This window comes from Streptomyces sp. NPDC088706 (genome assembly GCF_044752765.1).
Lineage (GTDB): Bacteria > Actinomycetota > Actinomycetes > Streptomycetales > Streptomycetaceae > Streptomyces.
Window position 1 is genome coordinate 430,741 of record NZ_JBIVLW010000001.1, and the last position, 15,455, is coordinate 446,195.

General features: G+C 72.1%; 8 protein-coding genes. 2 read left to right on the forward strand and 6 right to left on the reverse strand.

Going from position 1 to position 15,455, the window contains the following annotated elements; genetic code table 11:
* A complete protein-coding gene (locus ACIQAK_RS02005; RefSeq protein WP_366388232.1) occupies positions 1-1,077 on the forward strand; it encodes a PDR/VanB family oxidoreductase in 1,077 nt (358 codons plus the stop codon).
* 110 nt (positions 1,078-1,187) lie between these two features.
* On the forward strand, positions 1,188-1,913 hold the full coding sequence (locus tag ACIQAK_RS02010; RefSeq protein WP_366388231.1) for a TetR/AcrR family transcriptional regulator: 726 nt from the start codon (positions 1,188-1,190) through the stop codon (positions 1,911-1,913).
* 81 nt (positions 1,914-1,994) lie between these two features.
* Here ACIQAK_RS02010 and ACIQAK_RS02015 read toward each other — a convergent pair whose 3' ends face one another.
* The 6 genes from ACIQAK_RS02015 to ACIQAK_RS02040 form a co-directional block, all read right to left on the reverse strand.
* Entirely contained in the window at positions 1,995-2,699 is a 705-nt protein-coding gene (locus ACIQAK_RS02015; protein ID WP_366388230.1) for a DUF2470 domain-containing protein, read from the reverse strand.
* Between the two features lie 129 nt (positions 2,700-2,828).
* Complete coding sequence (locus ACIQAK_RS02020) at positions 2,829-4,976, reverse strand: AAA family ATPase (protein WP_366388229.1); 2,148 nt, start codon at positions 4,974-4,976, stop codon at positions 2,829-2,831.
* A gap of 187 nt (positions 4,977-5,163) precedes the next feature.
* Positions 5,164-10,482 (reverse strand): pullulanase-type alpha-1,6-glucosidase, encoded by a 5,319-nt coding sequence (gene pulA, locus ACIQAK_RS02025; RefSeq protein ID WP_366388228.1) that lies wholly within the window; start codon positions 10,480-10,482, stop codon positions 5,164-5,166.
* Positions 10,483-10,566: 84 nt separating this feature from the next.
* Complete coding sequence (locus ACIQAK_RS02030; protein WP_366388227.1) at positions 10,567-12,300, reverse strand: carbohydrate-binding module family 20 domain-containing protein; 1,734 nt, start codon at positions 12,298-12,300, stop codon at positions 10,567-10,569.
* A gap of 427 nt (positions 12,301-12,727) precedes the next feature.
* Positions 12,728-13,786 carry a LacI family DNA-binding transcriptional regulator gene (locus ACIQAK_RS02035; RefSeq protein WP_366388226.1) on the reverse strand — a complete coding sequence of 353 codons (1,059 nt, stop codon included), beginning with the start codon at positions 13,784-13,786 and terminating at the stop codon, positions 12,728-12,730.
* Positions 13,771-15,447 carry a glycoside hydrolase family 13 protein gene (locus ACIQAK_RS02040; RefSeq protein ID WP_366388225.1) on the reverse strand — a complete coding sequence of 559 codons (1,677 nt, stop codon included), beginning with the start codon at positions 15,445-15,447 and terminating at the stop codon, positions 13,771-13,773. Before ACIQAK_RS02040 ends, ACIQAK_RS02035 begins: the two co-directional genes overlap by 16 nt.
* Positions 15,448-15,455 lie beyond the last annotated feature (8 nt).

Sequence of the window (15,455 nt, forward strand, 5' to 3'; positions counted from 1 at the left end):
ATGGCCCCGCCCCGTCTGCGTCATCTCGCCGTCGTCGCCGGTGCCGCCCTGCTCACCCGGCGGGCGCTGCGCCGCCGGATCGCCCGGTCCCCGCTCTGGCCGATGCCCGCCCTGGCCGAGCCCGTCTCCGGGCACTCCCGGCGGCGGCCGACCGCCATCCGGCGGCTGCTGATCACCGAGCGGGTCTCCGTCGCCGACGGGGTCGTACAACTACGGTTGGAGGGCGCGCGGTTGCCGCGCTGGCGGCCCGGGGCCCATCTGGATCTCGTACTGCCCTCGGGGCTCGTGCGGCAGTACTCGCTCTGCGGCGATCCGGACGACCCGGGCACGTACACGGTCGCGGCCCGGCTGGTGGAGGACGGCCGGGGCGGTTCACGGGAGGTGCACGAGCAGCTCCAGGAGGGCGCGGAGATCGAAGTGCGCGGGCCGCGCAACCGGTTCCCGCTGGTGGAGGCCGAGGCGTACCTCTTCGTCGCGGGCGGGATCGGCATCACCCCGGTCCTGCCGATGCTGCGCTCGTCGGCCGCGTCGGGCGCCGACTGGCGTCTGCTGTACGGGGGCCGGTCGCGGGCCTCGATGCCGTTCCTGGACGAGGTCGAGAAGCTCGGCGCCGACGGCGACCGGGTCACGGTGGTCGCCCAGGACGAGGCGGGCCACCCGGACATCGCTGCCGCACTGGTGGGCATCGCCCCCGGCACCGCGGTCTACTGCTGCGGCCCCGAGCCCCTGATGGACGCCGTCACCAGCGCGCTCCCCGAGGGCTGCACCCTGCACCTGGAGCGGTTCTCCGCCCCGACGGCGGACGCGGCGGGCTCCGGCGCCTTCGCGGTGGAGCTGCACCGCAGCGGCCGGACCGTCCAGGTGGCCGCCGGGCAGTCCGTGCTGGCGGCCGTCCGCGAGGAACTGCCGGATGTCCCGTACTCCTGCGAGCAGGGTTTCTGCGGGACGTGCCAACAGCGGGTCCTGGCGGGCGAGATCGACCACCGGGACGAGCTGCTGACCGATGACGAGCGCGGCGACTCGATGCTGATCTGCGTCTCGCGCTGCCGGGGCGGGCGCCTCGTGCTGGACCTGTAGCGGATACCGGCTCCTGGACCTGGAGCGGATACCGGCTCTTGGGCCTGTGGAAGTCACCGGCTTCTGGACCTGGAGAAGTCACCGGCCCGCACCCCGGTTAGGCTGTCCGGATGACGACCGGGGTACGGCGCAGGATGGGCGTCGACGAGCGCAGGCAGCAACTGATCGGCGTCGCGCTGGACTTGTTCAGCCGGCGCTCCCCCGAGGATGTGTCGATCGACGACATCGCCGCCGCCGCGGGCATCTCACGGCCGCTGGTCTACCACTACTTCCCCGGGAAGCAGAGCCTGTACGAGGCGGCGCTGCGGCGGGCCGCCGACGAGCTGGCCGCCCGCTTCCTGGAACCTCTCGAAGGCCCCCTGGGAGCACGGCTGTTGCGGGTCATGGGACGGTTCTTCGACTTCGTCGAGGAGCACGGTCCGGGCTTCTCGGCGCTGATGCGCGGCGGCCCGGCCGTCGGCTCCTCGACGGCCAATGCCATGATCGACGGAGTGCGGCAGGCCGCGTACGAGCAGATCATCGCGCATCTGGGGGTGGTGAACCCGCCGGCCCGGCTGGAGTTGGTGGTCCGCTCCTGGGTCTCGCTCGCCGAGTCGACCGCGCTGATCTGGCTGGACGGGCGGCGCATCCCGCGCGCGGAGCTGGAGATGCAGCTCGTGCACGACTTCGCCGCGCTGGCGGCCGTCAGCGCCGCGTACGACCGGGAGATGGCGGGCATCGTGCTGCGGGTGCTCTCCCAGGAACCGGCGGAGGGTCCGTTCGGGGACCTGCTGGGCCGGCTCTCGGCGCTCGCCCCCGCCGTACCGGCCCAGCGGCTGCCGCACGGAAGCCCGTAGGCCGGCAAGGCCCCTGGGCCGGCAGAGCTCCTGGGCCGGCAAAGCCCCTGGGCCGGCAGAGCCCCTGGGCAGGCAAAGCCCCTAGGCCGGCAGCCCGTTGCGGTGGGAGACGCGGCGGGCGGCGGCCAGCAGCGCGTGGATCTGCGGGCCCGCCTGGTCGATGTCGGTCACCGGCTTCGGGAACGGGAGCCGTACGTCGCGGTGGGTGCGCGGGTACTCCAGGCGCAGGGTCACTCCGTAGCGGTCCATCGCCAGCGGTACGGCCCGCACCATCCCCCGGTCGGGGTGGGGGCGGACGAGGCGCAGCAGCAGGGGCACGAGCTCGCTGTGGTCGTCGACCAGGTGCGTCAGCATGCCGGCCTCGCACGCGGCGACCGGGTCGGTCTCCGTCCGCTCCAGCTCTTCGAGCGTGATGAACGTACGGCCCTCGGCGTCCTCGAGGACCGCCTGGCCGAACTCCATGCAGGTGGAGCTCTCGGTGTCCGTGCTGTACGGGGCCGCCAGCAGCCCGGTCACCGTGACGCGGGCGCGCAGCCGCTCGCGGACGGGGGTGGGCGCGATGTCCGTGAACTCCAGGCGGGCCGGGACCCGCTGCCCGACCGGGGCGTGACCGTCCTCGGTGGGGGCGTGCAGGTGGATGTGGCCCATCGCCCCCGTGCCGTCCAGGCGGCGGACTTCGGTCTGCACCCCGTCGCTCACCACCGTCATCGAGTGGGCGACGACGAGGATCGACCGGACGCGCTCGGCGCGGGTCGGCTGCGTGGCACGGGCGCTGAAAGGACGCATCCGAGTTCTCCAGAGGCGGTCAGGAAACCCAAGCGGTCACTTAGGTTTGCCTAACCTAACTCACGATGCGCGGGTCGGGGTAGTCCGCCGTCAGAATCCGTCCTTCCGCATCACTCCCCCGAGGGCACTTCAGAGCTGGAGGTCGCTGTGCAGCGCGGCGGCGAGTCCGACCTCGGCGTTGTCCGCCTGGCCGCGTTCGAAGGCGTGCTGGTAGGCGGCGTCGCCCACGGCGGCCCGGGCCTGGAGCTCGCAGGTCTCGCGGACCGGGCCCAGTTCCGGGGTGCCGCGCTGCGGGTGGCCGACCATCCGCCAGTACGCGTGCCCGGTGCCGTAGACCCTGGCGGCCTGAGCGCCCGCACCCTGGGCGGCGATGGCGGCGGCCAGGATGTCCAGGCCCAGCGCGATGCCGAAGCTGTCGCGGAGCCGGTGCTTGCCCGCGAGCATCGCCCGGGCGTGGGCGGCGGAGGCCTCCGGGCGGCCCTGGAGCAGGGCGATCAGGGCGAGCTGGTAGTCGGCGTAGGAGCGGGTCCAGTACTCGCCGCCCTGCTCGCAGGACCGGCGCAGCGCGGCGGCGGCCCGCCCGGACTCGGTGAGCCGGCCGAGCGCGGTGAGGGCGAAGACGGTGATGAGGCGGCAGCGCAGCCGGTGGGCGGACTCCACGGGGGCGGGACCGGCACCGGACCCGGAGGCGGCGGCCGGCTGCTCCGCCGGCTCCCCGCCGGAGGGGGCCGCCCCGGTCATCCGGAGGACCCGTTCGGCCGCTTCCAGCGCCGCCGCGGGCTCCCCCGTCATCAACTGGGTGAGGCCGGAGAGATAGGTGGCACCGAGCATGCCCTCGTCGTCCCGGTCGTACAGTGCGATGGCCGTGCAGAGCGCCCCGTACGTCTCGGCGGTGGCGAAGTCCCCCTGGAGCAGGGCCGCCACGCCCAGCACCCACTGCAGCCGGGTGCGGTGCGGGCCCTCCACCGGGCCGGCGTCCAGGGCGCGCTGGGCGTAGCCGCGGGCCTCCGACAGATGGCCGCAGCAGGCCCAGAAGAAGCCGACCCGGCCGGCCATCTCCTGGGCACCGGCGGAGTCGTGGGCGAGCAGGTGGTCCAGGGCGGCGCACAGGTCCAGGTGGGCGTCGGCAACCGTGTGGTACCAGGAGATCTGGTCGGGGCCGGTCCAGCCGTCGTGGGCGCGGCGGGCCAGGCCGAGGAAGCTGGCGGCGTGCCGGCCGGCGGCGGCGCGCTCCTCTCCGAGCTCGGTGAGCCACATGCGGCCGTACTCGCGCAGGGTGTCGAGCATCCGGTAGCGGGTGCCGTCGCGCTGGACGACGGACTGGGCCACGAGCCCTTGCAGCGCCCGGTCCACCTCGTGCGGGGTGAGCGGGCCCCCGGTGCAGACCTCGCGGGCGACCTCCTCGTCGAAGTCCGTACGGAACAGGGTGAGGCGGGCCCACAGGAGCCTTTCCAGCGGGGTGCAGAGCTCGTGGCTCCAGCCGATCGTGGTGCGCAGGGTGCGGTGGCGGCGGGGCCAGAGGGAGTCGTCGGCGAGGAGGTCGAGGCGGGAGGCGGTGAGGTCCTCGGCATCCACCGGGGCGTCGAAGCGGGTCCCGATGCGGGTGGCGAGCTGGGCCACGGTGTGGCGGCCGATACCCGCGGCGGCCAGTTCGATGGCGAGCGGGATGCCTTCGAGGCGGCGGCAGATGTCGGCGGCGGCGGCCCGGTCGCCCGGGGCGGCCAGGGCCGCCCGGGGGTCGCCCGCGCGCAGCCGCTCCTCGAAGAGCTGGAGCGCGTCGGGGGCGCCGTCGACCGGCAGTGGCGGGACCTGTACGACGTGCTCGCCCCGGGTGGTCAGCGGCTGCCTGCTGGTGACCAGGACGGTCAGGCCGGGCGAGGTGGTGAGCAGCTCGGCCAGCAGATGGGAGCAGGAGGCGCGGAGGTGTTCGGCGGAGTCCAGGACGAGCAGGAGGCGCTTGTCGCTGAGCCATTCGCAGAGCGCCTCGACGGGCCTGCGCAGGGTGTGGTCGGCGAGCCCGACCGCGTCCGAGACGGTGGGGAGCAGCAGCGCGTCGTCGTAGAGCGGGGAGAGGTCGGCCCACCAGGCGCCGTCCGGGTAGCGGTCGGCGGCGGCGCGGGCGGCCCGGACGGCGAGCCGGGTCTTGCCGACGCCGCCGGGGCCGATCAGGGTGGTCATCCGCCGCGTGGTCAACGCGGTCTCCAGCCGGGCCAGTTCGGCCCGCCTCCCGACGAAGCTGCTCGTCTCCTCGGGAAGGAATCCCACCTGGGTCATCATCACACCGTCCGGCACGCTGGGGCAGAGGGCGCCGGTGAGCCGACCCGCCCCGGGCGGAACCCCTGCCGCACGAACCGGGCCGGTCCCGCCCCCCTGCGGAGGGGGGCGGGACCGGCCCGGTGGTGGACCAGGACGGCTGTCGCGGCTCCTTCGCCGACGTCTGCCGTCACCGTAGTGCCGGTGGCTGTCAGCGCAGGACGAAGACGGCCACCGTGCGTCCCGGTACGGTGAAACTGGCCGATTTCCCGTCGTACCTGGCTCGTTTGACAGTAAGGTCCGCGCCCTTGGCCTGGACCGGGTGCAGGGCGTACGTCTGCCCCGCCGGTGCGGCGAGCCGCTGGGTGGCGGTGTCCGGGGCGGCGTTGAGGACGACGGCCAGCTTGCCCAGGCGCATGGTGATCACACCGGGGGTCTCGTCCGGGCCGGAGAGCGGGAAGGACAGGGCGGACTGCACCTGCCCGGCGGTGGAGAGCGAGAACTCCTTCTCGGTGGTGCGGATGGTGAGCAGGTCGCGGTAGGCGGCCGAGGCGCCGTCGATCCGGGCGCAGTCGGGGGCGATGGTCGCGGAGGCGGTCAGCAGCGGCTTCGCGTACGACCACTTGTCCTGGTTGTCGGCGGCCGGCGGCAGGCCCCGGCCGAAGCCGTTGCCGTCGCGGCAGTCCCAGTGCAGGGCGTTGAACCAGTCCCCGCTGTCGTAGGAGTTGCGGTCCAGGGACTTGGAGCGCAGCAGGTCGGTGCCCGCCTGGGCGAGCGAGGGGCCCTGGGACAGCACGGAGGCGGCCATCGCCACCACCTGGGCCCTGGCCCGGCTCTCGGCCGTGCTGGAGGCCGGGAGCTTGAAGGCGAGGGTGTCGAAGAGCGTCTCGTTGTCGTGGGCGTCGGAGTAGGCCAGCGCGTCGCCGGGTGCGGCCGCGTATCCGGCGGGCGCCCCGTTGTAGTCGACGTCCGAGCCCTTGACCGTACGGCCGGAGGTGTCGGTGAAGGTGTAGCCGGCGAGGTTGCCGGTGAGGCCGACCTTGATCAGGTCCTGGTAGTGCAGCAGCCGGGCCCGCTGTTCGGCGCGGGTGCCGTTGGCCGGAGAGGAGTTGGGGTCGGTGTAGAGGCCGGAGGCGAAGCCCTGGACGCCGGGGTCCTCGTCGAAGGGGCCGCCGCCGCGTACGGCGTCACGGGCCCGGTCGGAGAAGGTGGCGATGCCGGTGCCGGCCATGTTCTTCTGCGTGGCCTGGACGAAGCGGGAGTCGTCGGCGATCTCCCCGAAGTTCCAGCCCTCGCCGTACAGGATGATCTTCTTCCCGTCCACGCCGTCCTCGGCGAGCGTGAGCCCGTCGAGCGCCTTGCGGACGGCGAGGATGTTGTCCTTGGGGTGGTGGCCCATCAGGTCGAAGCGGAAGCCGTCGACCTTGTACTCCTTCGCCCAGGTGACGATCGAGTCGACGACGAGCTTGCCCATCATGGTGTTCTCGGGCGCGGTGTTGGCGCAGCAGGTGGAGGTGGCGACGGTGCCGTCCTCCTGGAGCCGCTGGTAGTAGCCGGGGACGATCTTGTCCAGGACCGACTTGTCGTCCTGGCCGGAGGCGACGGTGTGGTTGTAGACGACGTCCATGACCGTGCGCAGCCCGGCCTGGTTGAGGCCCTGGACCATCCGGCGGAACTCGACCGTGCGCCGCGTGCCGTCCGGGTCGGAGGCGTACGAGCCCTCCGGGACGGTGTAGTGCAGCGGGTCGTAGCCCCAGTTGAAGCCGTCCTTGGCGGCGGCCTTGCTCACGCAGGCCTGCTGCTCCTGGGAGTCGGGGGCGTATACGGACAGGTCGCAGGCGGGCTTGGCCTGCTCACCCTTCCTCTCCGGGATCGTCCCGATGTCGAAGACGGGCAGCAGGTGGACGTAGCTGGTGCCGGAGTCGGCCAGCTTCTTCAGGTGCCGCATGCCCTTCGAGCGGGTGTCGGTGAAGGCCAGGTACTCACCGGGGTGCTTGGCCGTGCGGTCCGTGACGGAGAAGTCCCGGACGTGCAGCTCCTGGATCTGGGCGTCCCGCAGCGGGGTGGCGGCGGGCTTCCTCAGCCCGGACCAGCCGCGCGGCGCCAGCTTCGGGTCGGTGAGGTCGACGACGAGGCTGCGGGCGGAGTCGGCGGTCAGGGCGGTGGAGTAGGGGTCGGTGACCTTGTTGGTGACCAGCTTCTGGACGGTCGGCGCCCAGACGGTCACGGCGTACCGGTAGGGCTTGCCCCGCCAGTCCTTCCCTCCGGTGACCGACCAGACGCCGGTGCGGTCGTCGCGCTTCATCGGGTGCGTACGGCCGCCGAGTTCCAGGGCGACGACCTGGGCGGTGGGGGCCCACACGGACAGGGTGGGCGTGCCCTTGCGGAAGACCGGGCCGAGCGGGGCGGAGGCCGCGTTCTTGCCGTACAGGTCGTCCAGGATGCCCGCCGTCTGTACGCCGGTGGCGGCCAGCAGCGCGCCGTTGGCCGCGCGCTGGGTGGCGATGAGCTGGCCGCGCAGGGATGCGCGGACGCGGTCCCGGTCGCGGGGGTCCACGGTGAAGGCCGGATAGCCCTTCAGGTGGGGGTACTTGGCCTGCTGCGCGTCACTCAGCGCGCCAGGCGTGAGCCGCAGCCACCGGCCCTCGTCGGAGAGCGCCCCGCCGACGACGGAGATGCCGCCCTTCCTCGCGTACACGAGCTGCTGGCTGGTGGCGTCGGTGGTCTTCACCTTCCAGACGACGGTGTTCGCGTCGATCCACTGCGCCTCGGCTTTGGTGAGGTCGGGAGCCGGGCCCCCGCCGACCTGCGGGAGCAGGTAGCCGGGCTTGCCGCCGAGCATCCAGACCTCGTGGCCGTAGGTGGCGAGGTCCAGGGACTGGTCGCTGGGCAGGTCCTTCTCGTCGCCCTTGTGCAGGATGTAGCTGAGCGAGGTGGCCCCGTCGACGAGCGGCACCTCGAAGGTGACCCCGTAGGCGTCCTTCTTCACCGGCATCAGCGGCTTGGCCCAGTCGGTGGGCTCTTGGGCGCCGGTCCAGGTGTGCAGCCCCCAGCCGTCGTAATCCCCGTCGGGGCGGTGGTAGTTGAGGACCGCCTTCGTCGTGTCCTGCGGCGGGGCCTCGGGCGCTTCGACCGCCTGCCCGTCCTTGCCCTGCTCGATCCAGACCTGCCCGGTCACCCCGAGGTCGATGGTCCGCTGCGGCCCGTCCGCCGTGCCGTTCCTCTCGACGGTGTACGGGACCGAGCTCGTGCCCTTCTCCAGGTCGAGCCAGGCGAAGGCGCCGAACGCGTCCCGCCCGATGAACTCGGCGGTCCTGCCACCGGACTTGAGCTGCCAGCCGTCGTAGTCGCCGTCGGCACGCCGGTAGTGGACGACGGCCCGGTCGCGCTCGACGGCGACGGGCTTCGGGGACGGCGGGGCCTGGCCGGCGGTGGTCGCGGCGAGGGCACTGGAGGTGCGGCCCGCCCGGTCCACGACAACGGCCTTGTAGCGCAGCGGTGTTCCCGCCTTCACCGAAGCGTCGAGGTACTGGGTGACCCGGTACGGGGCGTGGTCGGCCGAACCGAGCGTCCGCCACTTCCCGTTGCCCACCTGGGCGGCGAAGACGACCCGGTCGAGCCGGCCGCCGTCCACGTCGGCGGTGATCTCGACGGTGCCGGTGGCGCCGGCGGCCGGGGCCTTCAGGGTGACCGCGGGCTTGGCGGCCGGGGCCCCCAGTGGCTTGTCCGCCCGCAGCACGATGCTGGAGAGGGCGGGCACGGTGACGGTGACCTTCTTGTCCGTGCCGCTGCGGACCGCGCCGGAACCACCGTAGACCGTACGGAAGTTCATCCCGGCCGACTCGGTGGTCAGCTGGACCTCCTTCGGGGTGGTCGCGCTGTTGGAGGCGACGAGGTACTCGTTGGGCCGCTCGGCGTCGATGCGCGAGGTGGCGTACACCGGCCCTTCGGCATACCGCTCGCTCTGGACGCCGTCCCGCAGGGCGGGGTGGCGTTTGGTGAGCTTGGAAAGACCCGCGATGGAGCGGTAGACCGGGTGGGTGGTGTCGTACGCGTCCGAGGCATGGGTGCGGTCGGTGCCGAGCTGGTCGTCGTCCAGGTAGTCGGCGGTCTTCGAGGCGAAGAGGGTCTGGCGGGAGTCCTTGTCGCCGCCGGCGCCGGTGAAGCCCTGCTCGTCGCCGTAGTAGATGACCGGGTTGCCCCGGCCGAGGAACATCAGCTCGTTGGCGAGCCGCGCCCGCTTCACCAGCTCCGCGTCACCGGCGCCCGGGTTGTCCTGCTCCAGGAAGGTCCCGATGCGGCCCATGTCGTGGTTGCCGAGGAAGGTGACCTGCTCGTAGGCGTTGGCCTTGTCCGTGGTGTAGCGGTAGTCGTTGCCGTACACCGAGGCGAGCCGGTCGGCCGGGGCGCCCTGGGAGGCGAACTGCCGGGCGGCCTCCTGGAAGGGGAAGTCCAGCGTCGAGTCCAGCCGGCCCCGGGTGACGTACGGCGAGGTGATCGCCGGGTCGGCGGAGTAGACCTCACCGAACATGAAGAAGTCGTCCCGGCCCCGCTTCGCCGCGTAGGCGTCGAGGGCGGTGGCCCACTGGGTCCAGAAGTCCAGGTCGACGTGTTTGACGGTGTCGATGCGGAACCCGTCGATGTCGAAGTCGCGGACCCACTTCTGGTAGATCTTCTCCATGCCCTTCACGACCTCGGGACGCTCGGTCCACAGGTCGTCGAGCCCGGAGAAGTCGCCGTACTCGTTGGATTCGCCGGCCCAGGTCGAGTCGCCCCGGTTGTGGTACATCGTCGGGTCGTCGAGCCAGGACGGGACCTTCTTGCCGGTGCCGGGGGTCTGCACCGGGGTGTACGGGAAGGAGTCCTCGTCGACCTCCTTGACGCCGTCCCGGTCGTCGAAGGGGCGGCCGGTCCTGTCGAGGTAGGGGAAGGCGCCCTTGGGCTTGTAGCCGTAGGCCTTCTCCGCGTGGTCGACGGTGTCGGCGGTGTGGTTGGTGATGACGTCGAAGAAGACCTTCATGCCCTTGGCGTGGGCCTGGTCGATCAGCTTCTCCAGGTCGGCGTTGGTGCCGAAGTGCGGGTCGACCTGGGTGAAGTCGGTGATCCAGTAGCCGTGGTAGCCGGCCGATGCGTCCTTGCCGGTGCCCTGGACGGGCCGGTTCTTGAAGATCGGCGCCATCCAGATCGCGGTGGTGCCGAGCCCCTTGATGTAGTCGAGCTTCCCGGTCAGACCCTTGAGGTCGCCGCCCTGGTAGAACCCCTTGTCGGTGGGGTCGAAGCCGTGCTCCAGCCGTGAACCGGTCAGGCCGCCACGGTCGTTGGCGGCGGTGCCGTTGGCGAACCGGTCCGGCAGCACGAAGTAGAACTGCTCACGCGTGAGGTCGTGCCGGGCCGCCTCGCGTGCGAGCTTCGCGTCGGACGGCGGGGCGGGCGTTCTGGGCGATGCGGCGGCCGTGGCCGCCGGGACGACGGGCAGCAGCGCCGCGCAGAGCGCGGCGACGACCCCGCGCCTGAGAAGGGTTCGGGACACGAGAGGGTTGCTCCTCGGCTGGTCTCAGGAGGGTGGGCTGCGGGCCGGTCGCGGTGCCACCGGCCCGCGGGGAGAGGGAAGAGATCAGCTGCGCCACACGTCGGCGGTCAGCGTGGCCTTCCCGGAGGACGGGACGGTGGCGGTGCGGTTGGCGCCGCTCTCCCAGGTGACGTTGCCGCTCGCGTCCTTGCGGAGGTACTTGTACGCGAACGAGGTCCCGGCGGGCAGGTTCACGTCCAGCTTCCACACGGGGTACGTGGCCGGGTCGAGCTTCAGCGCGGTGGCCGGGTTCCAGTTGCCGAGGGCGGCCTGGTCACCGGTGACGTAGAGGTTCTGGCCGGGCTGGGTGGCGGCCTGGACACCGAAGGAGACACCGGACCGGCCGTTGCCGGGGCCGGGGTCCGGAGTGGAACCGCCACCCCCGCACGTACGGGCGTTCGCGTGCAGGGCCACAGCGGTGCCCGCGCCCACGGTGGCGGTGAACTGGCCGGAACCGTTCACCGTGACGCCTCGGCCGCTCTGTACGTCGCAGTAAGCACCGGCGGGCAACGAGGTCTGGAAGGTCCGGGTCAGCGAGGAGCCCTCGTGGTTGATGGCCACGTACGCCTTGGTGCCCCGGCCGAAGGCGATCTGGTCGCCGCCGTTGTCCCACCAGTTGGTGACGGCCTGGCCGCGTGCGGCGTTGCGGAGGCCGACCATGGAGGAGATCTCGCGCCAGTCGTGCTGGCACTTCCAGCCGCCGCTGTAGCAGGCGTTGACCTGGCCGCCGTTCGGCGGTCCGGCGTCGTGGTCGCTGAACTCGTAGCCGGAGTGGACGTCCGGGGAGCCGTAGGGCCAGGCCAGCATGAAGACGCCGGCGAGGGTGTAGGCGGAGCCGTTCTTGTAGCTGAGCGTCTCGCCGTTGCGCTCGGTGTCGTGGTTGTCGACGAAGACGCCGGACTTGCCGGACTCCATGAAGCCCCAGCCCGTGCCGAAGTTCTTCAGGTGGGCGAGGTTCTCGTTCAGGAAGACCTGCTTGAGGCCGCGCGCGTACCGGAACTCCTGGACGTCCCCGTTGCCGAGGTACTCCGAGGGCGAGACGGCCTCGCCCGCCCCGTGGATCGCCTCCTGCTTCCAGTAGACGTCGGGCTTGGTCAGCCGGGACTTGATGTCGGCGAGGTCGGCGGCGGGCATGTGCTTGGCCGCGTCGATCCGGAAGCCGTCGACACCGAGGGAGAGCAGGTCGTTGAGGTAGCCGGCGATCCTGCCGCGTACGTAGTCCTCGCCGGTGTCCAGGTCGGCGAGGCCGACCAGTTCGCAGTTCTGGACGTCGGCGCGGTCGTTGTAGTCGGAGATCAGCGCCTGGCAGTGGTTCAGGTCGTTGACCGAGTAGAGCCCCGGGTAGTCGTACTTGGTGTACGACGAGCCGCCGGTGCCGGTGCCGCTGCCGGCGGACATGTGGTTGATGACGGCGTCCGCGACGACCTTGACCCCGGCCGAGTGACACGTGTTCACCATGGCGGAGAAGGCGGCCCGGTCACCGAGGCGGCCGGCGATCTTGTAGCTGACGGGCTGGTACGACGTCCACCACTGGCCACCCTGGATGTGTTCCTGGGGTGGCGAGACCTGGACGTAGCCGTAGCCCGCCGGACCGAGGGTGTCCGTGCAGGCCTTGGCTATGGAGGCGTACTTCCACTCGAACAGCACGGCGGTGACGTCCTTGTCGCCCGGAGCGGCGGCCTGCGCGGGGGACGCGGTGCCGAATCCGGTGGGGATGACAAGGGCGGCGGCGGCGCCGGCCACGAGGGCGAGCGCGGCAGACAGGGGTCTGCGTGCCATGTCTTTCCTCCTGCGGGTGGGGGGGAACGCGGGTGACGGTGCAGCCTCAGCCGGCAACGCGCCATGCCCTCAAGGCTCCTGAAGGTTCTTGCTGCAAGAATGCAAACCTTGCCGCGGAGCAGACCGTACGAGCCCGTCAGGCGCCGGTCAACCCTTTGGACATCTCCCGCTCACATCCACGAAACAGCCCGGTTTTCTTCCTGCAAGGTCTTTCGCAAGATATTGCCGGCCTGTTACGTTTCATCCGACTCCGGTCCGGTCGGCCGAGGGTTCCGGTACCGCGACTCGCGGCGCCGGACCCCACGCGCCCGGCCGGCCGGGCCGGTCACGACAAGAGAGGCACCCGGAGTCGCAAGAACTCCCCGCCGGCCCTTCCTGGGCCGACTCCTGGTGCCTCTCCTGTACGTGTCCGTTCCCGTGTTTCCGGTCAGTCCGCGCGGACTGCCGCGGTCGAGCCCCGTACCACCAGCTCCGGCTGGAAGACGTACTCGGTGCGCTGCACCGGGCTCCCGCCGATCTCCTCCAGCAGCGCGCCCACCGCGGCCGCCGCCATCGCCTGCACGGGCTGGCGCACAGTCGTCAGGGGCGGGTCCGTGAACGCGATGAGCTGCGAGTCGTCGAAGCCGACGACCGAGACGTCACGCGGCACGTCGAGCCCCCTCCCCCGGGCGGCGCGGACGACGCCCAGGGCCATCAGGTCGCTGCCGCAGACGATGCCGGTGCACCCGGCGTCCAGCAGGGCGCCCGCCGCCACCTGGCCGCCCTCGACGCTGAACAGGGTGGAGCAGACGAGCAGTCCGGCCTCGGAGGGGTCCATGCCGAGCAACGAGATGGCCGCCTCCACGAAGCCGTCGCGCTTGCGCCGGGAGGGCACGTACCGCTGCGGGCCGATGGCCAGGCCGATCCGGCGGTGGCCCAGGTCGGCGAGGTGGCCCACGGCCATCCGTACGGCAGCGTTGTCATCGGGCGAGACGAACGGGGCGCTGATGCGCTCGTTGTAGCCGTTGATCAGGACGAACGGTACGCCGCGCTCGGTGAGCGCGGCGTACCGCGCCGGGTCGGCCGAGGTGTCGGCGTGCAGCCCGGACAGGAAGACGACGCCGCCGACGCCCCGCTCCACGAGCTGTTCGACCAGCTCGTCCTCGGTGGCGCCGCCCGGCAGCTGGGTGCAGAGCACGGGGGTGTAGCCGTGCCCGGCCAGCACCTGCTCGACGGACTGCGCGAACGCCGGGAAGATCGGGTTGGTGAGTTCGGGCGTCACCAGGCCGATCAGCCCGGCGCTGCGCTGCCGCAGCCGTACGGGCCGCTCGTAGCCCAGGATGTCGAGCGCCGCGAGCACCCGCTGACGCGTGGTGTCCGCGACGCCCTGCTTCCCGTTCAGGACCCGGCTGACCGTCGCCTCGCTGACCGCCGCCTGGCCGGCGATGTCGGAGAGGCGAGGCACGGCGGTGGTCCTGGGCGCGGGCAGTGTCACACCGCCCACCACACCGTGGTGTCGGCGGGCAGTACGGCATCCGCGCCGTCCACGGTGACCGGGGAGCTGGCGAGCAGCACCCGGCCGCGGGCGGTGATCCGGACCGGGGCGCCGGTGGTGTTGACGGTGCAGACGAAGCCGGGGCGGGCCAGGACGAGGACGCCGTCGGGGCCGTCCAGCCATTCGACGTCGGAGCCCGCGCCGAGGCCCGGGTGGTCCCGGCGGGCGGCGATCGCGGCCCGGTACAGCTCCAGCGTGGAGCCCTCCACGCCGGTCTGCGCCGCCACCGACAGCTCGCCCCAGCCGGCGGGCTGCGGAAGCCAGCTGCCGCCCGCGCCGAACCCGTAACTGCTGCCCTCGCGGCTCCACGGGATCGGCACCCGGCACCCGTCGCGGAAGCCGTCCTGGCCCTCGGCGCGGAAGAACGAGGGGTCCTGGCGGGCCTCGTCGGGCAGGTCGGTGACGTCGGGCAGGCCGAGCTCCTCGCCCTGGTAGACGTAGGCGGAGCCGGGCAGGGCGAGCATCAGCAGGGTGGCGGCGCGGGCCCGGCGCAGGCCGAGTTCACGGTCGCCGGGGGTACGGATCTGGGTGCCCAGGCCCGGCGGGTTGGCGAACCGGGTGGCATGCCGGGTGACGTCGTGGTTGGAGAGCACCCAGGTGGTGGGGGCGCCAACCGGGCGCATCGCGTCGAGCGAGGAGTCGATCACCTTACGGAGCGCCTCGGCGTCCCAGTCGGTGCCGAGGTACTGGAAGTTGAACGCCTGGTGCATCTCGTCGGGACGCACGTAGTTGGCGGTCCGCTCGACGGTGGGGGTCCACGCCTCGGCGACGGCGATGCGCTCGCCGGGGTATTCATCCAGGATGGTGCGCCAGCTGCGGTAGATCGCGTGCACGCCGTCCTGGTCGAAGAAGGGCATGACGTCGTTGCCGAGCAGCTTGAGCTGGTCATGGGAGCCGAGGTCGGGCAGGCCCTGCGCCTTGACGAGACCGTGGGCGACGTCGACCCGGAAGCCGTCGACGCCCATGTCGAGCCAGAAGCGCAGGATGGAGCGGAACTCGTCGGCGACGGCCGGGTGCTCCCAGTTGAAGTCGGGCTGCTCGGGGGCGAAGAGGTGGAGGTACCAGTCGCCCGGGGTGCCGTCCGGGTCGACCGTACGGGTCCAGGCGGGGCCGCCGAAGATGGACTCCCAGTCGTTGGGCGGGAGTTCGCCGTCGGCGCCCTTGCCGGGGCGGAAGTGGTAGCGCTCACGCAGGGCGGAGCCGGGACCCTCGGCCAGGGCGCGCTTGAACCACTCGTGCTGGTCGGAGGAGTGGTTGGGCACCAGGTCGACGATGATGCGCAGGCCCAGGCCGTGCGCCTCGCGGATCAGCGCGTCGGCGTCCAGCAGGGTGCCGAACATCGGGTCGATGGCCCGGTAGTCGGCGACGTCGTACCCGGCGTCGGCCTGCGGGGAGGCGTAGAAGGGCGAGAGCCAGACCGCGTCGACGCCGAGGTCCCGGAGGTAGGGGAGGCGGGCGGTGACGCCGGGGAGGTCGCCCATGCCGTCGCCGTCTCCGTCGGCGAAGCTCCGCGGATAGACCTGGTAGATCACCGCGTCCTGCCACCAGCCGGTGCGGTGGCCCGGGGCGTCGTCGGACGTGCCGGTGGAGGGGGCAGCGAGGTGCTGGGTCATGTCGTCCC